Raw genomic sequence first — 19,956 nt, forward strand, 5'->3', positions numbered from 1 at the left:
AGCTTGCCGACGGAATTGAAGCGGGGTTGTGGCAAATTGCCTGGAGCGGGCGGTACCGCGCCGGCGTCGGGGAAAGAGCCTCAGCCCGCCGCTTTTATCCAATGCTGCATCGTCGTGACGGCGCGCGCGAGCTGCGGCGCCGGGTGGATCGGCTCGCCCAGCGTGGCGGCGGCCCGCCAGCCCCAGCGCGGATCGGCCAGGAAGGCGCGGGCGACAGCCACCATGTCTGCGCGGCCTTCGGCGACGATTGCCTCGGCCTGCTTCGGATTGTCGATCAGGCCGACGGCCCGTGTTGGAATGCCGGCCCCCTTGCGCACGGCTTCCGCCAGATGCACCTGGTAGCCGGGGCCGCCGGGCACCTTCTGCAACGGCGAATTGCCACCGCTCGAGCAGCAGAGATAGGCGACGCCGACATCCCTGAGCGCCTTCGCCACCTCGATAGCGTCGGGGACGTCGAAGCCGCCATCGACCCAGTCCTTCACCGACAGCCGGGCGCCAAGCATCAGCTTCGGCGCTGCTTTCCTCACCGCCTTGGCGATCTCGACGACGAGGCGCATGCGGTTTTCCGCCGATCCGCCCCAGCGATCGGTACGCTGGTTGGACAAGGGCGACAGGAACTGGAAGATCAGATAGCCGTGCGCGGCGTGCAGTTCGATGAAGTCGAAGCCGGCGCGTTCGGCCCGCCTTGCCGCCTCGGCGAACCGTTCTATCAGCTGCAGGATCTCGTCGTCCTCCAGCGCGTGCGGCACGTTCCAGCCTGTGTCATAGGCGATAGCCGAGGCAGAGACGGTCTGCCAGGGGTCTTCGTCTGGCCGCAGCGGTCCGCCGCCGTCCCACGGTTTGCGGTTCGAGGCCTTGCGGCCGGCATGCGCGAGCTGCGTGCCGAACTTCGTGCCGGGAGCCGCGACCCTCCTGGCCGCGTCGAGCGTGCGCCGGGCGGCGGCTTCGTTGTGGTCGGAGTAGAGGCCGAGGCAGCCATGCGTGATGCGTCCGCGCCGCTCGACATCGGTCATCTCCACCGTGACCATGCCCGCGCCGGACATGGCAAGGTTCATCCAGTGATAGAGGTGCCAGTCGCTGGCTGAGCCGTCATCGGCGGAATATTGGCACATCGGCGCGACAGCGATGCGATTGGGAAAGTCGAGGCCGTCAAGTGTGATCGGCTGGAAAAGCGATGCTGTCATGAAAAGGGGCTCCGGGAAGGAATAGGCTATCTAGGCAATGGCTGGGACGTGCGCCAGACACGAGACGGTGAAACGCCTTTTTGGACCGATTGCCCACATTGCGCAAATGTCGGTTCGCCGCTACGCCTCGACCAGAGGGCAGGGAGACCACGATGGAAGATCGCATCCGCATCCGCTCTGAGGAAATCCTCTCCGACGACTGGGCCGTCCTGAAGAAGACCGTCCTCGATTACCGCCGGCGCGACGGCCAATGGGAAACGCAGATCCGCCAGACCTATGATCGCGGCGACGGCGCTGTCATCCTGCCTTACGATCCGTCGCGCTCGACCGTGCTTCTGGTGCGCCAGTTCCGCTATCCGGCCTATGTCACCGGCCACCGCGAGCCCTTGATCGAGGCCTGCGCGGGGCTGCTCGACGAAAACGATCCGGAGACCGCGATCCGCAAGGAAGCCGAGGAAGAGCTCGGTTACCGCTTGCAGGACATCGAGCGGCTGTTCTCACCCTATATGAGTCCCGGCAGCGTCACCGAGCGGCTCTGGTTCTTCGTCGCGCGCTATTCGCCAGCCGATCGCATCTCGGCCGGCGGCGGCGCACCGGAGGAGGGCGAGGACATCGAAGTGCTGGAAATGCCGCTCGACGAGGCGTTGGCCGGCATCGCCGACGGCCGCATCATCGACGCCAAGACCATCATCCTGATCCAGCACCTGAAGCTGAACCCGATGCGGGTTTGAATCCGCCGTTTTTTCTGCGCTCCCGGCTTTGGCCGCCGCCGACGATTTGGTTCAGAGCAATGCAGTATCGGATCGCCGTTCACTGCGGGTGTTGGTCAAGTAATTTCGTTATCAGCCTTGTTTCACTGCTTTCGGTCCAATGAAACCTCGACGTTCCAAATCGGACCTATCATCTATTTTGGCCTTGTAGAAACGTTGCCAAAGCTTTGACGCATGAACGGGATTTAATTGCTCCGCGATCTGTAATTCATGAAGTACGGTAAAGTCTCGGTAAGGAGATGGTAATCTCGTTAGAAAAAGGAATATTCCCCCAAACAACCCGCAAACTACAACATAAATAACAACTATCTTGCTATATATACCTATAGAAGAAGCGAGCCATAGTTCTCTTAAAAGCAGCAAATTTACTATGTATACCCCAAAAATCGCTACAAGTATAATAAATAGATAAAAATATACAAACGATTTAGAAGCCAAAGAATGTCCAGAAGTAAATACTAAATGAGGAAGGTTAATAGGGAAATATTTACCGATAGACGTCTCCGGAACCAGAGCAGACTGCATTATATTTAGGATCCCTGTTGGAAAAATCCTCTTGATGATATGAGCTATTGCGCCGTCTATAATTGCTATATTTCCTTGTATAGTTGCCACATGTATTCCCAGGGTGCTTGAAATAACAATCAGTGCCTCCGCAACGCCCGGGGAACTCTTAATGGAGACTCCATATACGCTCACGTCAGCACTCTTGTTAAAATAGTTCGTGACGAGGAACGCAAAAAGGGAGATATTTAGCAGAGAAAACTTTCCGCTTGACGACTTAAGTTGATCCCTTCTGGCGACAAGTAAATCGAGCAGAGATCGATCCAATTTGTCAACGTCGTCGTCGTCCACCAGCTCCAGATCTTGATTAATGATAGCGGCCGGACCAATCCATCGTCGCGGGAACATCGAATTATAGCGCTTTCGCTCTCGAAGCCAGAAAGCGATTCGGACAAATGGAAAGCTGCACCAGAACCGGGTCGGGTTCCAGACCTGCCTCAGCGCGGTTTGCACCTTCGCCGCGAGGTTCGATATATCCACTGTGCCTCCCAGACCTTGTTGTCAGGATGCAGCGCCACCTTCGCCGCCGCAAGATCGCCTCGGCAGATATCCGCAATAAAGCGAAGGCGTCCGGCGGACAGATATCCCAGCGCATGCCCAAGAGATCAATATGGTGCGGACGACGGGAATCGAACCCGTACGATCAGAGATCGAGGGATTTTAAGTCCCTTGCGTCTACCAATTCCGCCACGTCCGCATGCCTTTCATTTCAACTACTTACGGTTCCTCGTCAATCCTTGTCGCGCGACACGAGGATTGTGTTGTGCAAAACCGCTGACAGCTTCGGGCGGCTTCGAGATCGTCGAGCGGGCGCCGGTATGGTGCGATCGCGCAATTATGCGCGTCGCGGCTTTTGCTAAAGTGGGTCCACGGCGGATCTGATCCGCCAAGGCCGGCGCCTCTCAGGCCCAACCCCATTCCCCCGCCCACTGAGGGCGTCGGCCGCCCTGCCTCCAGCAAGATGCTCCGCGCCAATCGGCGCCTCGACCACTGGTCGGCGCTGGCACGGCCAATGCGGCAAGAGCACCGGCGCCGCAAGCCTCGAAAGATACATCGAATCCCCCGAAAGCCGGTTCAGAAAGGTCCGTTCGAGCAAGGCCCCGACGTGGCGAGCGCGTCAGTCCGTTTCCGGTCGGAGCCCGCCCATCGGCAGTTTGACGCTGGTCAAAACCGGGCAGGCTTGGCACAGTCGCGCAAACAGGAGTCCCTTCATGGCAAAGAAGCTGGCGGCGCATGCGACGAAGCCAAAACCGTGGACCGAGATGGCGACGCATCTCGTCGATGTCGCAATGGGCCGCGAGCCTGCCGACCTCGTCATCCGCAACGGGCGCTGGGTGAACGTCCATTCGGGCGAAATCATCGCCGGCACCGACATCGCCATTGCCGGCGGCCGCTTCGCCTATTGTGGGCCGAACGCCGGCCATGCCATCGGCCAGGGCACCAAGGTGGTGGACGCCGGCGGGCGCTACCTGGTGCCGGGCCTTTGCGACGCGCACATGCATGTCGAGAGCGGCATGGTGACAGTGACCGAGTTTTGTCGCGCCGTCATTCCACACGGCACCACCTCGATGTTCATCGACCCGCATGAGATCGCCAATGTCCTTGGGTTGCCGGGCGTGCGGCTGATGCATGACGAAGCCGTGGCCATGCCAATCAACGTGCATGTGCAGATGCCGTCCTGCGTCCCTTCGGCGCCGGGACTGGAACATGCCGGCGCCGAATTGACGGTGGCCGATGTGGAGGAGGCGATGACATGGGAGAAAATCATCGGCCTTGGCGAGGTGATGAATTTTCCCGGTGTCGCCGCCAACGACCCGGTCATGTCGGGCGGGATCGCCGCGACCGTGAACGCCGGCAAGACCGTGGGCGGGCACTACGCATCGCGCGATCTCGGCCTGCCGTTTCACGGCTATGTCGCCGGCGGCCCCGAGGACGACCATGAGGGCACGCGCGCCGAGGACGCCATCGCCCGCGTGCGCCAGGGCATGAAGGCGATGCTGCGGCTGGGCTCGGCCTGGTACGATGTCGCCTCGCAGATCAAGGCGGTGACGGAGAGCGGCATCGATCCGCGCAACTTCATCCTGTGCACCGACGACAGCCATTCCGGCACGCTGGTCCACGAAGGTCATATGGACCGCGTGGTGCGACACGCCATCCAACAGGGACTGAAGCCGGTGACGGCGATCCAGATGGCGACGCTCAACACCGCCCAGCACTTCAAGCTGGAGCGCGAGATCGGCTCGATCGCACCCGGACGGCTCGCCGACCTGCTGATCGTGTCCGATCTCGCCCAGATGACCATCGACGAGGTCTATGCGCGGGGCGTGAGGCTGGCCAAGGGCGGCAAGCTCGAAGTCGACATTCCTGCCTATGATTATCCGAGCGCGGCCAAGAACACCGTCAAGCTCGGCAAGAAGCTGAAGTCCGGCGATTTCGACATCGCCGCTCCGAAGGGCGCCAACGAGGTGAGGGTGCGGGTCATCGGTGTCATCGAAAACCAGGCGCCGACGCGGGCGCTCGAGGCGGATCTGTCGGTCGAGGACGGGCTGGTCGCCATGGATCGCCGCAACGACATCTGCCAGATCGCGCTGGTCGAGCGCCACAAGGGCACGGGCGGCGTCACCAACGCCTTTGTTTCCGGTTTCGGCTACATGGAAGACTGTGCCATGGCGTCAAGCGTGGCGCATGACAGCCACCACATCATCGTCGTCGGCACCAACAAGCTGGACATGGCGCTGGCGGTCAACCGTCTGGGGGAGGTCGGCGGCGGCGTGGTGCTGTTCTCCAAGGGAAAGGAACTGGCGCTGGTCGAAATGCCGATTGCCGGGCTGATGTCGAACGAGCGGGCGGAGGTCGTCGCCGCCAAGGCCGAGACATTGACCAAAGCGATGCGCAAGATGGGCTGCTCGTTGAACAATGCCTACATGCAGCATTCGCTGCTGGCGCTGGTCGTCATCCCGGAGCTCAGGATTTCCGATGTCGGCTTGATAGACGTGACGACCTTCAAGAAGGTCGACCTGATCGTTTGACCACTGGGATCTAAGGGGCGGTCAACCGCCGGTGGCAATGGTCAGCACCCTGAACGGCGTGGTGATGACGATCTCGGCGACCGAGCCGACCGCCTTGCCGAGACCTTCACCGACGTCGTCGAGCTTCCCTGAGGGCGCTTGGTCCGAGGCCAGTCCTGCCGGAGTGCGCAAACGGTCGCCGAGCAATCGCACCAGGATCGGATTGTCGGCAAACTTGGCATGGTTCAGCCTATCGCCGGATTTCAGCTTGCTCAGATCGACGACCGAGACGCCATAGCTGGCGAGATCCGCCGCGTCGTCGTAGTCGCCCACCCGTGCCTTCGCGCCGGAGAGGAAGGACGAGACTCTCAGGGCGCGATCGTCGCCCGAAAGCAGCACGGCGAACGGCTTGTCGGGCTTGCCGTAACGGATCATCTGCTTCTTGAAGACGTCGACATCGATATCTGGCGAGGCCAGGATAACATAGCCGAGCTTGCCGTCGAGATCGCGGTGGCCGGTGATTGCGAGCTGGCGCAACGCCTCCATCGTCAACCACGTCCCCATCGAATGAGCGACGATGTCGATGCTCTTGACCTTGGTCCTGGCGAGCATCCTGAGCGTCGCTTCAAGGTCGTCGCGCGCCGCGTTGGCGCTGTCCTTGTCGTAGAGATAACCCGTTGTCTTGCCGCTGGATGCCCAGGAGAACAGCACCGGCGTGCCCGGATACTTCGTGTCGTGCGCGATCTGCGTCAGCCTGTAGACGCCGTCATCGAACCCGTTGTTGAAGCCGTGCACGAAAACCAGCGCGCGGTCGCCGCGCAAGGCGATGTCTGCGCTAACCGCCTTGTCGAATTGCGAAGCGTCCCCGTAGTGGACGACATCGGTCGCGGTGAATTGCTTGGCGGGGTTCGAATTGGCGGAGCCCTTGGTTCGCTCGATGGCGCCCAGCTGGTGGATTTTCGGCACGGTGACGTCGACGCGCGCATAAGCGGTCGTAAGCGAACGGTCACCGTCGAACACCTGGCGCGGATCCTTCGTTGCCTGCTTGCGGGTGGTGGCGACGAAGATCTGATGGGTGGCCGCGATATCGGAAGCGGGCGCCGCAATCGTCGTGGTGTTGAGGAGATCATGCGTGCTCCGGCCGGCGCAACCGCTGACGGCGAGCGCGAGCGCCACGACAATGAAACTCTTCAAACGCACGGTCACGCGCCGGCTCCAGCAAAGGGGACGTCGAATGCATCACGTCGCTGCCCAATTCGATACTGCCAGAGGCCGTCGCGGTCCAGTTCAAAGTGGCCGATATGCTCCGCTACGGCTGAAACGTACCGGCGAAACGAGCCGGACCACATCTATTGGGCCAGCAGGCTGATGCGGTCGGTCACCTCGCGGTCGCTGGCGAAACCATCGTCCTCGCGCAGCCGCTGGCCGATCATCTTCACCAGGGCCGGATTGTCGGCGAACTTCGTATGGTTGAAACTGTCGGTTCCCTTGACCTTGGAGAGATCGACGACGGTGACGCCATAGGAGGCAAGGTCGGCGGCGTCCTTGTAGTCGCCGACGCGCGGCCGCGATCCCGCGATCAGCCCGGAAAGCCGCAGCGCGCGATCGTCGTCCGACAGCAACAGGATGAACGGCTTGTCGGGCTTGCCGTAGCGGCGCATCTGGCTCTTGAACACGTCGACATCGATGTCGGGCGAGGCCAGCACGACGTCGCCGAGCTTGCCGCCGAGGTCGCGGTCGCCGCTGATGGCCATCTGGCGCAGCGTTTCCATGGTGACCCAGGTTCCCATCGAATGCGCCACGATGTCGATGCGACGCGCCCCGGACTGCTCCAGCATCCGCAAGGTCACTTCGAGCTGGTCGCGAGCAGCACTGGCACTTTCCTTGTCGTAGACATAGTCGGTGGTCCGGGCGCCCGAAGCCCAGGAGAACAGCACGGGCGTGCCGGGATAGCCTGAATCGTGGACGAGCTGGGTCAGGCGATAGACGGCGGCGTCGAAGCCGGTGTTGTAGCCATGCACGAAGACCATCACGCGGCCGCCGCGTGCCGCGATATCGGCGTTGAGCGCGCTGGAGAATTTCGGCTGCGTGTCGTAGCCGACCACCTCGGAGGCCATGAAATATTTCGCCGGATCATTCGATTTGCCGCGCGAGCGCCGTTCGATCTGACCTGCCTTGTGCAGGCCTGGGACAGTGACGCTGACACGGGCGTAGTTCAATGTGGCCGAGCGCTCGCCATCGAAGACCTTGTTTGGATCGTCGGATTTCTTGCGCGTCGTGGCGATGAAGATGCTGTGGTTGCCGGCGATCTCCGTAACCGGCGCTACGACCATGGCACTGCCAAGCAGTTCCTGCGTTTGCGGGCCGGCGCAACCGGCGACGAGCAAGGCAAGCGTAACCACGAGAATCTTCTTCAAAGGCACTTCAAAATTCCAACTCTGGCCAACTGGCCCATCCTACCCCCGCGACACCTCCCGGACAGGGAGAGTGCGGCAGAACTAAGTCGCGTCCCGCCGAAATCCGGTCAGCGTCGGGCGACTGCCATCGCACTGTTGCGCGAAAGCCAAAATGGCGGCAGGAATGCGGGAATATTGGAGAAGGGCAGCACCTCGGGCTTGAGGCGTATGCCGAGCACATCGACCATGAAGGCGCGCCGCGCCTGGATGCGGCTCCAGGCCTCGGGATAGCGGGCCGCGATCTCCTCGCGCAGGCTGTCGTCGGCGAGCGCGATGCCGTCCTCGATGTTGGTCGTGAAATAGTCGCCGCCGGTCGCCGGGATGATGTCGACCTGCAAAGCCATGCCCGACCTGAGCTTGATTTCGGAGCCGGAAAACACCGGCGAATGCATCCATTCATCGATATGGACGAGGTGGCCTGGATTGAGCGAAACGCCAAAGAAGGGGTCGCCTATGCGGTCATGCACGGCCTGCCACAGAGTGCCGCCCGTGGCGCCGATGCCGATCGCTTCGTACCAGTCGACGACGGCCGAGAAGTAGGGCGCGACCAGCTTCTCGACATAGTCACGGATGGCGGGCGGAAGGTCGGACGCATCCTCGGCGAGGAAGCCCGCGCGGGCGTTGAGCGCTCCCTGGATGCCATAGGCCATGGTGATAGGGTCGCCGCGCCCGATGACGTCGAGGCGCGGGCTGGGCAGGCCGTAGGCGGCGCGCCTTCCCGCCGAAAGCATCGGATGGCAGCCAAGCGGCAGGCCGTTCATGCCCATCAGCCGGGCAGCCTGCAATTCGGTCATTCCCGGCTCGATCCCTTGCAGGACATTGCGCAGGCCCTGCGAAGTGAAGGTGGCGGCGAACTCGAAAGCAGCCAGCTGGTCGGCCTCGTTGATGGCGCGCAGGCCGTCGGTGGGGTTCATCAGCAGATTGGCGGCGTTCACCACCGCGCCCTTGTCGCCAACGAGCGCTCGCAGCGTGTCGGCGATGAACGACGGCAGATCGAGCGCCGTTTCGCCGAAGCCCGCGTCGCCGGCGCCGAACGGTTTCCAGCCGATGGCGCCGATGCGCTGGCCTGGCCTCAGGCCGCACGCGGCCAGGATGTCGGGCAGCGCGTCCGAGCGGTCGCGCGGCTGCGCCGGCAGCGAGAACGTCTGGTAGAGGACGCGCTCGTAGGGTCCGTCGCAGATCTCGGCGTAGCCCCAGCCCTCATTGCCGACGAGAAGCGTGGGCTGCCGGCCGGGAACGATGATCAGCAACGTTTCCTCGAAGCGCGGATCATAGCCGGAGAGGTAGGCGACGTTGGCGGCATGCTCGCGGTCGCCATAGACGGCGAAGCCATCGAGGCCGGCCTTGGCGGCGAGCGCCACCAGCGCCTCGATGCGGGCCTCATGTAGGCTTCGCGCAATCAGCGGCATGACCGTCGGCTCGCCGAACTCGGGCAGCGACATGGATTTCAGGCCAACGGACGCTACAGGCATGAACAAACGCCCCCAAGTGCTTGCAAGGATTCCGTGAATGTCCGTTATGGGCCGCAGGAACCGCCGGACAATGGCGTCCCGTGGCCGGATATGCAATAGGCAGGACGGGTTGCATGGCGGTAGAAGCGCGTACACTTCGATCAAAGGCGGAATCCGCGGAGATGGGGCACAAGGTAGGTCTTCAATGAACAGTTTTTCTTCGCGCGTTGCGGTCGCCGCCGCCGCGATCCGCCAGATCTTTCCGGAAACGCCGCTGCAGGAGAACGACTATCTGTCGAAGAAGACCGGTGCTCGGGTGCTGCTGAAGCGCGAGGACCTGTCGCCGGTGCGCTCCTACAAGATCCGGGGTGCTTTCAACTTTTTCCGCAAGACGCTTGCCGCGGGCAACCAGGCGGAATTGTTCGTCTGCGCTTCGGCCGGCAACCATGCGCAAGGCTTCGCATTCGTCTGCCGTCATTTCGGCAAGAAGGGCGTGGTATTCATGCCGGTGACCACGCCGCAGCAGAAGATCGACAAGACCAGACTGTTCGGCGGCGATTTCGTCGAGATCAGGCTGGTGGGCGACTTTTTCGACGATTGCTATCGCGCCGCCTTGGAATTCACCGAAAGTTCCGGTGCCCACATGGTGCCGCCCTTCGACCACAAGGACATCATCGAGGGCCAGGCCACCGTCGCCTTTGAGATATCCGATCAGATGCCCGGCGCGCGCATGCCAGACATCATCATGCTGCCGGTCGGCGGTGGCGGGCTGGCGGCCGGCGTCACCCATTATTTCGCCGATCAGGGGCGCGAAACCCGGTTCGTGTTCTGCGAGCCGGCCGGGGCGCCAAGCCTGCGCGAGACCCTGTCCGCCGGAAAGCGCCTGAAGCTCGCCAAGGTCGACAATTTCGTCGATGGCGCGGCCGTGGCCGAGATCGGCCGCGAGCCGCTGCGCCATCTCAAGGATTTTCCGGCCGATACGGTGCGGCTGATCCCCGAAAACCGGCTCTGCGCGACCATGATCGAGATGCTCAATGTCGAAGGCGTCGTTCTGGAGCCGGCGGGTGCCCTGGCGATCGATGCGCTGAAGGATTTTTCGAAGAAGGAGATCAGGGGCAAGACCATAGTGGCCGTTGTTTCGGGCGGCAATTTCGATTTCGAGCGGCTGCCGGACGTCAAGGAGCGGGCGCTCCGCTTCGAGGGCCTGAAGAAATACTTCATCATCCGCTTCCCGCAGCGGCCTGGCGCCTTGCGTGACTTCCTGGAAATGCTTGGACCCGACGACGACATCGCCCGCTTTGAGTATCTGAAGAAGTCGGCACGCAATTTCGGCTCGGTGCTGATCGGCATCGAAACCAGGGATCGCCGCAATTTCGAACTGCTCAAGGCGAAATTCGAGACCGAAGGAGTCCAGTATCAGGACATCACCGACAATGAGACATTGGCTGGGTTCATCATATGAGCGACCCGGATAGGGTGTTCGTCGCACTGTTTTCGGGCATCAATGTCGGTGGCAACCGCATCGTCAAGATGGCGGAGTTGCGGTCGTTCTTCGAGGATCTCGGTCTTTCCGATGTCGCCACCTATATGCAGAGCGGCAATGTCGTGTTCACGTCAAGTGAGAGCGATACGGCCACGCTGACGAAGCGGATCGAGGCGGCCTTCGAGAAGAGGTGGGGGTTCCCTTCGCGTGTCATGGTGCGCGATCTCGAGTGGTTCGAGCGCCTGGTGGACGAAAACCCCTTTGCGGACGTCGCCGCCGATCCCACCAAGCTGCATGTCCATGCACTCGAGCGCGAGCCTACCGTCGCCGAGGTGGCGCGGCTCGCCCAGAAGTGCACGGGACCGGAACGGTTCGAGGTCAGGGGCGATTGCCTGTACCTGTATGCGCCCGACGGCGTGGGCAAATCGGTGTTCGCGAACCTCATCCCACGTGTGCTGGGAGTGCCCGGCACCGCGCGCAACTGGCGCTCGGTAACGGCGCTGTTGAAGTTGGCCACCGGCGCCGCTGGCGGGAAATAGGCTGGCTACGCCGCCGGGGCCGGTGCCATGCCGGTGACATGGCCGGGCAGGTGGTGCGGTGATGCGAAACGGCAAAAGGTGCCGGGCAGGTTTGCCCGGCGCCATGATGAGGCTTACCAACTTCCGGTGTTCGCCATCGAGGCCCACGGTTCGGCTTTTGCCTTCGCCGGGCCTTTCTGCAGAAGCTCGATCGATATGCCGTCCGGCGACTTTACGAAGGCCATGTTGCCGTCGCGCGGAGGCCGGTTGATGGTGACGCCCTTGTCGAGCAGCCGCTGGCAGGTTTCGTAGATGTCGTCGACCTCATAGGCGAGGTGACCGAAATTGCGCCCGCCCTTGTAATCTTCCACGTCCCAATTGTAGGTCAATTCGACCAGCGGCGCCTTCTCGTTGATGCCGCTCTGTTCGTCCTCCGGCGCGGCCAGGAAGATCAGGGTGTAGCGGCCCTGCTCGTTTTCGTAGCGACGCACCTCCTTGAGGCCAAGCTTGGCACAGTAGAAATCGAGCGACGCATCGATATCGGCGACGCGGACCATGGTGTGCAGATAGCGCATGTGATTTCCTCGATGATTGGCTCGCGGCGCAGCATAGGGTTGGCCGGCTGAAAGGGCAATCGTGCGGCAGCGGCAATGCCGGCAAAGAACAAATCCGGTATTCCCCCGATGAACCGTGAAAAAAGGCACGGAAGGTCTTGCACACACCGGAAGCCGCAGTGTTAATCTGATGATAAGAATCAGTTGCGGTGTTCTTGAAAAGAGGGGGCATTCTTATGGGGGAAAAGGCCTCTCTAACGGGGCGGGACGGACCCCTGGGTGACGCCTTGCAGCGCGACGGAGGCGGCGATGCCGCTGAGTTGCTGGAAATAGCCGGCGCCATAAAGTGGTTCGATGTTGCCAAGGGCTACGGCTTCATTCTTCCCGATGACGGTATATCGGGCGATATTCTCCTCCATGTGACATGTCTGCGACGGGACGGCTTTCAGACCGCCCTGGAAGGCGCGCGCGTGGTCTGCCTCGTCAAGCATGGTGAGCGCGGATTGCAGGCCTTTCGGGTGCTGTCCATGGATGTCACCACCGCGGTCCACCCTGCCGAAATGCAGGAGCAGCGCACCCATGTCGCCGTGACGCCGGAAAGCGGTCTCGAGCGCGCTCTGGTAAAATGGTTCAACCGCACCAAGGGCTTCGGTTTTCTGACGCGCGGCGAGGGCACCGAGGACATCTTCGTCCACATGGAGACCCTGCGCCATTACGGCATCACCGAGCTTCGTCCGGGGCAGGTCGTGCTCGTTCGCTTCGGCCGCGGCGACAAGGGCCTGATGGCAGCCGAAATCCACCCCGACGTCGGGACCCTGCCGGTTTCGCATTAGCGCCTGCTCCATCCTGTATGCGGCGTGAAGCTCTCCCTTCGTTTGACCATGATCTTGTCGGAAAACCCGGTTCCACTTTTCGGCATCATGGTCTAGGACGTTGTCCGCTCGAGGATTTCGCATGGCACACAGGAACTGGCCCACGGCAGGCGTGAAGTACGCCGCGATTGCCGTCATCGTCGTGGCAAGCGCCTTCTTCTACTTCCAGAAATCCAGCATGGCCGATGGCCAGGCGATGATCCTCCCCGTCGATCCTACGCCGCTGGTGGCAGTCACCAAGGGCGGCGAACGTTCGTTCTCGATCGAGGTCGCCGACACCGAGGCGGAGCGCGAGGCCGGCCTGATGTTTCGCCAGGACATGGCCAGCGATCATGGCATGCTGTTCGTTTTCGAGGAGACACGCGAAGTCAATTTCTGGATGAAGAACACGCCGATGCCGCTGGACCTGGTCTTTGTCGGCCAGAACGGCAGGATCCGCGCCATCAAGCAAGGCGAACCATTTTCCGAAGCGGTGATCACGCCGGGAGAGCCGGTGCGCTTCGTGCTGGAGCTAAAGGCCGGAACGGCGGCGAGCGACGGCATTGTCGCCGGCGACCTGCTGCGTCACCCGGCAATCGGCACCGCCCCTGGCCCCGGCGTGCCGCCGGCGGACAAGGGCGATGCGCCCAATATCGATTCCGACTGAGCGCGGACTCCTTTCCGATGCAGTTTTTTTCCCATGACGGCTTCGATCTTGCGTTTCTCGACCGCCAGCCGGCTTCGGGCGAAGGCGATCCTGTGCTGATGATCCATGGTTTCGCTTCGAGCCATTATGTCAACTGGGTATCGCCCGGCTGGTTCAAGACCCTGAATGAAGCGGGCTACCGCGCCATCGCCTTCGACAATCGCGGCCATGGCTCGTCGTCGAAGAGCTATGAAGAGGCTGACTACACGCCGGCGAAGATGGCGTCGGATGCCGCTGCCTTGCTTGATCACCTGGGCATCGAGCGCGCCCATGTCATGGGCTATTCGATGGGCGCGCGCATTGCGGCGTTCCTGGCCCTGTCCGATCCGCACAAGGTGGCGACGCTGGTCTTCGGCGGCCTCGGCATCGGAATGGTCGATGGCGTCGGCGATTGGGATCCGATCGCCGCGGCCCTGCTGGCCGACGACCCCGCCGCGACCAGCCATCCGCGCGGACGCGCGTTTCGTGCCTTCGCCGATCAGACCCGCAGTGATCGACGGGCGCTGGCCGCCTGCATCGTCGCCTCGCGGGAACTGTTGAGCGCGGACGATGTTGCCCGCATCGCCCAGCCGACGCTGATTGCTGTTGGAACCCGCGATGATATCGCCGGCTCGCCCGACGAACTCGCGGCGCTGATGCCCAATGCCAGGGCCTTTCACATCGAGGGCCGCGACCATATGCTGGCGGTTGGAGACAAGACCTTCAAGCAAAGCGTGCTGGAGTTTTACGCTCAATATCCGCTCTGAGCGGCTGCCGAGGGCAGAAGTGGCGCACTGGGATGAACTGGCCATTCTGCCGGCAATGGCGGCAACGATCCCGCCTTTACCTGATTGCTTCCAGACGCTCCAGCGAGCGTGACATGTTCGCCACGGCGTGAGGCCCGAAACGCTGTCGAAATTCCTCCGTGTGGAAGATATGCGGTCGGGCGAGGAAGTTCCTCAGCACCGCGCCGCGACCGGCGCGCCACATCGGCTCCGCCACCCAGTCGTACTCGCGGCGCACCGCCTGTTCATAGGCGTCGAAGGCATCCGGCGCGGCGCCCAGGATCGACAGATCCATGTCGAGGAAAAAAGCGGCGTCCCGTACGGCCGCCGCATTGTCAAAATAGGGCAGCTCATGCGTGGCGGTCGCGAGGATCATCGCCGTCACGCGGCCAAGACGCGCGGGATCGGCGCGGCCGGCGAGCTTTCCCCGGGCAAGGGAAGCGCTTTGCGCCTCGTTGTCCTTGGCCTTGCTGTCATAGATCGCATCATGGAACCAGATCGCCGCCTCGACGGAATCGGGATCGTCCAGCAGCGCCCGATAGTCGGCGGCAAGCGTCAGCATTGCCTCGATATGGGCAAGGTTGTGATAGTGGCGGCCCTCGGCCCGGTACAGCGGCGAAAGCGCGCGTTTCAGCGCGTCATCCATCAAGGGTTCGTTTTCCATGGCTGCTTGAATTCCCGCGAACCAAATCCATTTGACAAAGCACTAAGGAAAATTGAGTTCAATCGTGCCATGATCTGGCTTATATGTGCGGCCGGACAACAGGCAAGCACAACAGGCATGCCCGGCAGGACGCAGGACGAGACGTCGATGAACAGCATCAGCATTTCCCGACACAGCGCGTTGCAGCCCGTCGACCCGATCTGGCGTTCGATCCGCGATGAAGCCATGGAGGCGGTCAACCGGGATCCGTTGCTGGCGGCGTTTCTCTATTCGACGATCCTCAACCAGGAGAGCCTGGAAGAGGCCGTCATCCACCGGATCGCCGAGCGGCTTGCCCACCAGGACATCGGCTCCGATCTCATCCGCCAGACCTTCAAGTCAATGCTAGCCGACGACAAGGACTGGCCGACGACCGTGCGCGTCGACATCCAGGCCTATTATGATCGCGACCCCGCCTGCGACCGGTTCATCATGCCGGTGCTCTATTTCAAGGGCTTTCATGCCATCCAGACCCATCGGCTGGCGCACTGGCTGTGGAACCAGGGCCGCAAGGATTTCGCGCTCTATCTGCAAAGCCGCTCGTCCTCGGTCTTCCAGACCGACATCAACCCCGCTGCCCGCATCGGCAAGGGCATCTTCATCGATCATGCCACCGGCCTCGTCGTCGGTGAGACCGCGGTCATCGAGGACGACGTGTCGATCCTGCACGGCGTGACGCTGGGCGGCACCGGCAAGGCCGGCGGCGACCGTCACCCCAAGATCCGCTACGGCGTGCTGATCGGCGCCGGCGCCAAAATCCTCGGCAACATCGAAATCGGCCATTGCTCGAAGATCGCGGCGGGTTCCGTGGTGCTTTCGCCGGTACCGCACAACAAGACGGTCGCCGGCGTGCCCGCGCGCGTCGTCGGCGAGACCGGCTGTGACCAGCCCTCGCGCCAGATGGACCAGCTCCTGCCGTCCCAGAAGATGGACCAGGTGGTCAGCTTCGACATCTGATTTTCCACGCCAGGCGCGTTGCCTGGCATGGTTGCGATGCGCCCGGCGGCGATGTCGTTGCGGTGCAATACCGCCGGCTTGCCTTTACATCGCCATCGTCGACGTGCCAGAAGCCCCGTTCAAACCAGCAAGCCGATGATCGGAGAAGACTGTTGAAGCCTGACGAAATCAGAAAGCTGGACGCCTATTTCAAGCGCGTCTTCCAGAATCCCAAGCTTGAGGTCAAGGCACGGCCGCGCAAGGATGATTCGGCCGAAGTCTACGTCGGCGACGAATTCCTCGGCATCGTCTTCAAGGACGAGGACGACGGCGACTATAATTTTTCGATGGCCATCCTCGACATCGATCTGGCCTGAGCCGGACTGCCTTGGCCGGCCGGAACCGCGTGCAACGCGGCCGGCTTGCCCCCCATGGTTCTCAATGTCCCGTCTTCAGAATGCGTCCGGCCTCGGCAGCGATCGACATGTCGAGCGCTTGCCAGTCGCCGAGAAGTTCCTTCGGGAAGCGGTAGGTGAGGCTCAGATCCTCGCCGACGTGGATGTCCCGCTCGCAGGGCGCCAGCGATTCTTCGGCGCTCGGCCCGCTCAGGCAACGGGCCACGAACGGCTCCTTGCCGGTCAGCTTGCCGACAACCAACTCCTCGTTCAGGTAGCCTGACTTCTCGTTGAAGCCGTAGACCGTCGTCCCGCCTGGTCCCGGAATGCCGGGCTGGGTGATCAGGGCGCTGTAGATCGGCGCGAAGCGGCCGCTCATGTCGCGCGACATCATCCGCTGTTCGAAGGTCAGGAAGATGATGGTCTTGCTCGTCCCCGTGTGATTGAAATCGTCGCGCGCCGCCTCGCTGTAGCCGGTCATCTGGGGATAGCGGAGGTAGAGGTCGAGCCGCGATGCGATGCCATCGCGGCGGGCCTGGTCGAAACGGATGGCATTGGCCGGCACGGCGATGACATTGTTGCCGATCACCACCTGATGGATGGTTGGGTCATCGGTGTATCCGGCCATCGCGATCGAGCGGCCGAACCATTTGCCGCCAAGGCTGATCGCTACGGACAGCAGGGCCAAGGCCGCGAATGTGTGGAACACCCGCCTCATCAGCTTGGAATCCACAACTGTGGGCTCCGGACCCTCGGCGATCACTGCCTGCTTCATCTTGCTCCCCGGATATCCTGGGCCTGTCTGCTCCGGGCTGTCCCCGGCCGGCACACATCGCACGGCACGGCTCTTGCGAGTCCCTGGAACGACTGTGCGATTTCATGGTAAACGGAAAGTTAAGATGATCTCGCTGGAACCCACTCTCGTCGCTTTTGTCGTCGGACTGACGGCCTGCGGGTTGGCCGGATCGATGATGGAATCCATATCCGGCCGCAAGCTCGCATTCGCCGAGCCCTATGTGTCGCCGTCGCATGTGCTGCGGTCGCTGGCGACGACTGCTTGTGCCGGACCCTTCATGCTTTTGAACGACGCCCTCGATGCCCGGCGCGACGGCCGCATTTCGTTGATGATGCTGATGTCCTGCGCCTGCACCGCCATCGCCTGGACAGTAGCGCTGGGCGTCGTCGTGCTCGCCATTGCCTCATGGGCGGTCCGCCTCCTAGGGTCAGGCCTTCCTGTCTGAGAGACGATTCGGAGACCGACAATGCCGCTCTATGCCATCGACGGAAAACAGCCCAGCTTTGCCGATGCGGGCAGCAACTGGGTGGCGCCAGATGCGTCCCTGATCGGCGACGTCCGTGTTGGCCGCAATGCCGGCTTCTGGTTCGGCGCCGTTATCCGCGGCGACAACGAGCCGATCATTATCGGCGACGATACCAATGTGCAGGAACACACGGTCATGCACACTGACCCTGGCTTTCCCTTGACAATCGGGCAAGGCTGCACGATCGGCCATCGCGCCTTGCTGCATGGCTGCACCATCGGCGACAACAGCCTGATCGGCATGGGAGCCATCGTGTTGAACGGCGCCAGGATCGGCAGGAACTCCCTGGTCGGGGCCGGCGCTCTGGTCACCGAGGGCAAGGACTTTCCGGACAATTCATTGATCGTGGGGTCGCCGGCGAAAGTCATCAGGACGCTGGACGACGCAGCGGTGGCCAAGCTGCGCGGCTCAGCGGCGCACTATGTCGCCAACGGCAAGCGCTTCAGGGAAGGGCTGGCACCGGCCTGAATGGCGCGACCGGTGATAAAGCGCCGTTCTCGGGTGGAAGCGGGCGAGTGACCAAGCTGCCGAACTGCCCCACCACGGATGGTGCCGCCTAAATGGCGGAGCCGGCCCGGGGACGGGGCCGGCTCCTTGACCCGGTCGTTGGGGACGGGGAGGGTGGGGACTCGACCGGGTTTCTCGTCGGCGTATCGCATTTTAAGCAGCGCGCTTGACCTCTGTTCCACACATGCCGTGATCCCAGGACCGAGGCCCTGTTTGGACGACATGCATCCGCGTCCTCAGCGGACGCTGGCGACCGCGTCGGAGCGACCGTCGTTGATCGTGACCCAAACGCCGGAGTTCTGATCCGACTGGCGCTTGAGGTAGGTGTAGTCAGTGTCCGTCCAGGACAGCACCTTGGTCTCGAGATTGTCGAGGATGAACTCTCCCAGGCTGGTCCGCACGGTCAGAACCGCATGGCCGTCGCCATTCGGCTGGCGCGCGACCGTCATCAGCAGATTGCCGGCGGGTACCCCCTCATCCATCAATTCACGGCGCTTTTCCAGCGCGTAGTCCTCGCAGTCGCCATAGCCATTGTCGGGGTAGGCCCAGTATTCATCGACGCCGTAGTTCGCCATGTCCGTGCGCGGCTTGACCCTGTTGTTCACCGAATTGTTGATGTTTATGATCGTCGCCCAGAGCTTGCGGGTCAGTTCGACCGGGGCTCCCTTGCGGGTCATTTCACTGCATTCACCAGCCATGCGCTGGCAAAGCTCATAGTGACCAACAGGCTGCGTGGTACGTCCGCCTGTGTGCATGTAAGCCGGTCCCGCGGCATAGGCTGCTCCCAAGGCGGAAAACTGGATCGCCATTGCCACCAGCAACAGCATGCCCCTCGTTTTCTTCATTGTTGTAGTCTCCCCGTTCGAAGGAGACATTGCCACATGTGGATTTATTTGACGCAAAAGCGCGAAGCAGATATTGAGTAAAACACCAGTATAATAAGCGTAAAATTTGAATCATTTAAGTATTAAGTTGTTTGGAATTTCGTAAGCGTGGACCCGCCATGCGTGCCCTGTCGGACCTTGGTCGGGGTTCCTGGCTGCTTTCCCGTCGGCGCTGGAACAAAAAAGCCGGCCGCGAGGGCCGGCTTGCGGGGCTGCTTCTGCTGTCTTGTCAGGTGCCCAGGGGGTTGAATTCGGAATCGAGCGTTTCGGGACGCTGAATGACAGCGAACTCGATGGCGACGCCGTCCTCGAAATGGCGAACGATCTGGCCGCGCATGGTGCCAAGCATGACCTGGACGCCGATCGCGGGTTTGACGTCGATCTCGACCGCCGCGCCCGAAAGCGACAGGTCGATGATGCGGCACTGGTACTGGCGGCCATCGGTAAGCTGCAGCACGCTGGTCGGGTTGCGCGGCGCGACGCGCTCGTGCCGGCGGTCTTCCGGCAGGTCGAGCTCGTGCTTGTTGGCAAGCCAGGTCAATTGCGCGGCAAGCTTGTCCTTCTTGCGGTCCGACGCGATGACGGTCATCGCGAAACCATCGGGCAAGGTGCGCGTGACGACCCCTTCGATGCGGCCGATATGGTCGATATAGGCAATGACCTTTTCGCCCGGCGTCCCGATGCTCTCGGTGCGAAGCGCCACATTGCCGGGAGACATGTCGACGACCTGGCAGGGGTGCTCGGTGCGGTCTTCCAGCATGAAGCGCCCGTATATCTTGACCCGGACGCGCTGAAAGTTACGCCTTTCAGCTTGGGACGGCGCGTAGTCGACCGCCGCTGACCTCATGACTGCCTACACCTCATATGGCATTTCCGCGCGTCGATGCGGGGAACTCCATC

The 19,956-nt window shown here is 62.2% G+C and carries 21 protein-coding genes and 1 tRNA gene; 11 read left to right on the forward strand and 11 right to left on the reverse strand.

What is annotated here, in order from left to right; translation table 11 throughout:
* Window positions 1-80 precede the first annotated feature (80 nt).
* Complete coding sequence (locus tag WC739_RS03190; protein WP_372951573.1) at window positions 81-1,184, reverse strand: NADH:flavin oxidoreductase/NADH oxidase; 1,104 nt, start codon at window positions 1,182-1,184, stop codon at window positions 81-83.
* A gap of 152 nt (window positions 1,185-1,336) precedes the next feature.
* On the opposite strand from WC739_RS03190, the gene WC739_RS03195 reads away from it, so the two are divergent.
* Entirely contained in the window at window positions 1,337-1,915 is a 579-nt protein-coding gene (locus WC739_RS03195; protein WP_372951574.1) for an NUDIX domain-containing protein, read from the forward strand.
* 111 nt (window positions 1,916-2,026) lie between these two features.
* Here the strand turns inward: WC739_RS03195 and WC739_RS03200 are convergent, their stop codons facing one another.
* Both WC739_RS03200 and WC739_RS03205 read right to left on the reverse strand, forming a co-directional pair.
* A complete protein-coding gene (locus tag WC739_RS03200) occupies window positions 2,027-2,653 on the reverse strand; it encodes a hypothetical protein (protein ID WP_372951575.1) in 627 nt (208 codons plus the stop codon).
* A gap of 476 nt (window positions 2,654-3,129) precedes the next feature.
* Window positions 3,130-3,215 (reverse strand) — tRNA-Leu (locus tag WC739_RS03205).
* Window positions 3,216-3,729: 514 nt separating this feature from the next.
* Here WC739_RS03205 and ade point away from each other — a divergent pair.
* On the forward strand, window positions 3,730-5,547 hold the full coding sequence (gene ade, locus WC739_RS03210; RefSeq protein ID WP_372951576.1) for an adenine deaminase: 1,818 nt from the start codon (window positions 3,730-3,732) through the stop codon (window positions 5,545-5,547).
* 21 nt (window positions 5,548-5,568) lie between these two features.
* On the opposite strand, the gene WC739_RS03215 is transcribed toward ade, so the two are convergent.
* From WC739_RS03215 to WC739_RS03225, 3 genes are all read right to left on the reverse strand, one after another.
* A complete protein-coding gene (locus WC739_RS03215; protein ID WP_372951577.1) occupies window positions 5,569-6,732 on the reverse strand; it encodes an alpha/beta hydrolase in 1,164 nt (387 codons plus the stop codon).
* A 143-nt stretch (window positions 6,733-6,875) separates the two neighbouring features.
* Window positions 6,876-7,949, reverse strand: coding sequence for an alpha/beta hydrolase (locus WC739_RS03220; protein WP_372951578.1), 1,074 nt, complete (start codon window positions 7,947-7,949; stop codon window positions 6,876-6,878).
* Between the two features lie 101 nt (window positions 7,950-8,050).
* Entirely contained in the window at window positions 8,051-9,454 is a 1,404-nt protein-coding gene (locus tag WC739_RS03225; protein ID WP_372951579.1) for an aminopeptidase P family N-terminal domain-containing protein, read from the reverse strand.
* A 184-nt stretch (window positions 9,455-9,638) separates the two neighbouring features.
* Between WC739_RS03225 and ilvA the strand changes: the two genes are divergently transcribed.
* Together ilvA and WC739_RS03235 are read left to right on the forward strand one after the other, a co-directional pair.
* Entirely contained in the window at window positions 9,639-10,895 is a 1,257-nt protein-coding gene (gene ilvA, locus WC739_RS03230) for a threonine ammonia-lyase IlvA (RefSeq protein WP_372951580.1), read from the forward strand.
* The gene (locus WC739_RS03235) at window positions 10,892-11,455 is read left to right on the forward strand and encodes a DUF1697 domain-containing protein (protein ID WP_372951581.1); all 564 of its coding nucleotides are present in this window, start codon (window positions 10,892-10,894) and stop codon (window positions 11,453-11,455) included. The genes ilvA and WC739_RS03235 overlap by 4 nt, the downstream gene beginning before the upstream one ends.
* A gap of 113 nt (window positions 11,456-11,568) precedes the next feature.
* Here WC739_RS03235 and gloA read toward each other — a convergent pair whose 3' ends face one another.
* The gene (gene gloA / locus WC739_RS03240) at window positions 11,569-12,009 is read right to left on the reverse strand and encodes a lactoylglutathione lyase (RefSeq protein ID WP_372951582.1); all 441 of its coding nucleotides are present in this window, start codon (window positions 12,007-12,009) and stop codon (window positions 11,569-11,571) included.
* 215 nt (window positions 12,010-12,224) lie between these two features.
* Here gloA and WC739_RS03245 point away from each other — a divergent pair, with 215 nt between their 5' ends.
* The 3 genes from WC739_RS03245 to WC739_RS03255 all read left to right on the forward strand — a co-directional run bounded on the left by WC739_RS03245 (window position 12,225) and on the right by WC739_RS03255 (window position 14,291).
* Complete coding sequence (locus WC739_RS03245; protein ID WP_372951583.1) at window positions 12,225-12,821, forward strand: cold-shock protein; 597 nt, start codon at window positions 12,225-12,227, stop codon at window positions 12,819-12,821.
* Between the two features lie 121 nt (window positions 12,822-12,942).
* Window positions 12,943-13,506, forward strand: coding sequence for a DUF192 domain-containing protein (locus WC739_RS03250; protein WP_372951584.1), 564 nt, complete (start codon window positions 12,943-12,945; stop codon window positions 13,504-13,506).
* Window positions 13,507-13,523: 17 nt separating this feature from the next.
* The gene (locus WC739_RS03255; RefSeq protein WP_372951585.1) at window positions 13,524-14,291 is read left to right on the forward strand and encodes an alpha/beta fold hydrolase; all 768 of its coding nucleotides are present in this window, start codon (window positions 13,524-13,526) and stop codon (window positions 14,289-14,291) included.
* A gap of 76 nt (window positions 14,292-14,367) precedes the next feature.
* On the opposite strand, the gene WC739_RS03260 is transcribed toward WC739_RS03255, so the two are convergent.
* Complete coding sequence (locus tag WC739_RS03260) at window positions 14,368-14,973, reverse strand: hypothetical protein (RefSeq protein ID WP_372951586.1); 606 nt, start codon at window positions 14,971-14,973, stop codon at window positions 14,368-14,370.
* 147 nt (window positions 14,974-15,120) lie between these two features.
* Here WC739_RS03260 and cysE point away from each other — a divergent pair, with 147 nt between their 5' ends.
* Together cysE and WC739_RS03270 are read left to right on the forward strand one after the other, a co-directional pair.
* On the forward strand, window positions 15,121-15,969 hold the full coding sequence (gene cysE, locus WC739_RS03265) for a serine O-acetyltransferase (protein ID WP_372951587.1): 849 nt from the start codon (window positions 15,121-15,123) through the stop codon (window positions 15,967-15,969).
* A 152-nt stretch (window positions 15,970-16,121) separates the two neighbouring features.
* Entirely contained in the window at window positions 16,122-16,325 is a 204-nt protein-coding gene (locus WC739_RS03270) for a DUF3126 family protein (RefSeq protein ID WP_013531334.1), read from the forward strand.
* A 61-nt stretch (window positions 16,326-16,386) separates the two neighbouring features.
* Here WC739_RS03270 and WC739_RS03275 read toward each other — a convergent pair whose 3' ends face one another.
* The gene (locus WC739_RS03275) at window positions 16,387-17,118 is read right to left on the reverse strand and encodes a hypothetical protein (protein WP_372951588.1); all 732 of its coding nucleotides are present in this window, start codon (window positions 17,116-17,118) and stop codon (window positions 16,387-16,389) included.
* A gap of 124 nt (window positions 17,119-17,242) precedes the next feature.
* Here WC739_RS03275 and WC739_RS03280 point away from each other — a divergent pair, with 124 nt between their 5' ends.
* Together WC739_RS03280 and WC739_RS03285 are read left to right on the forward strand one after the other, a co-directional pair.
* Window positions 17,243-17,584 (forward strand): hypothetical protein, encoded by a 342-nt coding sequence (locus tag WC739_RS03280; protein ID WP_372951589.1) that lies wholly within the window; start codon window positions 17,243-17,245, stop codon window positions 17,582-17,584.
* Window positions 17,585-17,605: 21 nt separating this feature from the next.
* Entirely contained in the window at window positions 17,606-18,133 is a 528-nt protein-coding gene (locus WC739_RS03285) for a gamma carbonic anhydrase family protein (RefSeq protein WP_372951590.1), read from the forward strand.
* Between the two features lie 275 nt (window positions 18,134-18,408).
* On the opposite strand, the gene WC739_RS03290 is transcribed toward WC739_RS03285, so the two are convergent.
* Both WC739_RS03290 and WC739_RS03295 read right to left on the reverse strand, forming a co-directional pair.
* Window positions 18,409-19,017, reverse strand: a complete 609-nt coding sequence (locus tag WC739_RS03290; RefSeq protein ID WP_372951591.1) for a transglutaminase-like cysteine peptidase — start codon at window positions 19,015-19,017, stop codon at window positions 18,409-18,411.
* 268 nt (window positions 19,018-19,285) lie between these two features.
* Window positions 19,286-19,903: a PilZ domain-containing protein gene (locus tag WC739_RS03295; RefSeq protein ID WP_372951592.1), complete on the reverse strand. Its 618-nt coding sequence runs from the start codon at window positions 19,901-19,903 to the stop codon at window positions 19,286-19,288.
* Window positions 19,904-19,956: the final 53 nt, after the last annotated feature.

The sequence above is a fragment of the Mesorhizobium sp. genome, from assembly GCF_041661565.1.
In the GTDB taxonomy this organism is placed as follows: domain Bacteria; phylum Pseudomonadota; class Alphaproteobacteria; order Rhizobiales; family Rhizobiaceae; genus Mesorhizobium.

What these genes read in the sequence shown, in the direction of transcription:
- WC739_RS03285 (WP_372951590.1), top strand. Translation starts at nt 17,606, where the DNA reads ATGCCGCTCTATGCCATCGACGGAAAACAGCCCAGCTTTGCCGATGCG.
- WC739_RS03275 (WP_372951588.1), bottom strand. Translation starts at nt 17,118, where the DNA reads ATGAAGCAGGCAGTGATCGCCGAGGGTCCGGAGCCCACAGTTGTGGAT.
- ilvA (WP_372951580.1), top strand. Translation starts at nt 9,639, where the DNA reads ATGAACAGTTTTTCTTCGCGCGTTGCGGTCGCCGCCGCCGCGATCCGC.
- WC739_RS03235 (WP_372951581.1), top strand. Translation starts at nt 10,892, where the DNA reads ATGAGCGACCCGGATAGGGTGTTCGTCGCACTGTTTTCGGGCATCAAT.
- WC739_RS03290 (WP_372951591.1), bottom strand. Translation starts at nt 19,017, where the DNA reads ATGAAGAAAACGAGGGGCATGCTGTTGCTGGTGGCAATGGCGATCCAG.
- ade (WP_372951576.1), top strand. Translation starts at nt 3,730, where the DNA reads ATGGCAAAGAAGCTGGCGGCGCATGCGACGAAGCCAAAACCGTGGACC.
- WC739_RS03245 (WP_372951583.1), top strand. Translation starts at nt 12,225, where the DNA reads ATGGGGGAAAAGGCCTCTCTAACGGGGCGGGACGGACCCCTGGGTGAC.
- WC739_RS03280 (WP_372951589.1), top strand. Translation starts at nt 17,243, where the DNA reads ATGATCTCGCTGGAACCCACTCTCGTCGCTTTTGTCGTCGGACTGACG.
- WC739_RS03250 (WP_372951584.1), top strand. Translation starts at nt 12,943, where the DNA reads ATGGCACACAGGAACTGGCCCACGGCAGGCGTGAAGTACGCCGCGATT.
- WC739_RS03225 (WP_372951579.1), bottom strand. Translation starts at nt 9,454, where the DNA reads ATGCCTGTAGCGTCCGTTGGCCTGAAATCCATGTCGCTGCCCGAGTTC.
- WC739_RS03255 (WP_372951585.1), top strand. Translation starts at nt 13,524, where the DNA reads ATGCAGTTTTTTTCCCATGACGGCTTCGATCTTGCGTTTCTCGACCGC.
- WC739_RS03190 (WP_372951573.1), bottom strand. Translation starts at nt 1,184, where the DNA reads ATGACAGCATCGCTTTTCCAGCCGATCACACTTGACGGCCTCGACTTT.
- WC739_RS03260 (WP_372951586.1), bottom strand. Translation starts at nt 14,973, where the DNA reads ATGGAAAACGAACCCTTGATGGATGACGCGCTGAAACGCGCGCTTTCG.
- cysE (WP_372951587.1), top strand. Translation starts at nt 15,121, where the DNA reads ATGAACAGCATCAGCATTTCCCGACACAGCGCGTTGCAGCCCGTCGAC.
- WC739_RS03295 (WP_372951592.1), bottom strand. Translation starts at nt 19,903, where the DNA reads ATGAGGTCAGCGGCGGTCGACTACGCGCCGTCCCAAGCTGAAAGGCGT.
- gloA (WP_372951582.1), bottom strand. Translation starts at nt 12,009, where the DNA reads ATGCGCTATCTGCACACCATGGTCCGCGTCGCCGATATCGATGCGTCG.
- WC739_RS03195 (WP_372951574.1), top strand. Translation starts at nt 1,337, where the DNA reads ATGGAAGATCGCATCCGCATCCGCTCTGAGGAAATCCTCTCCGACGAC.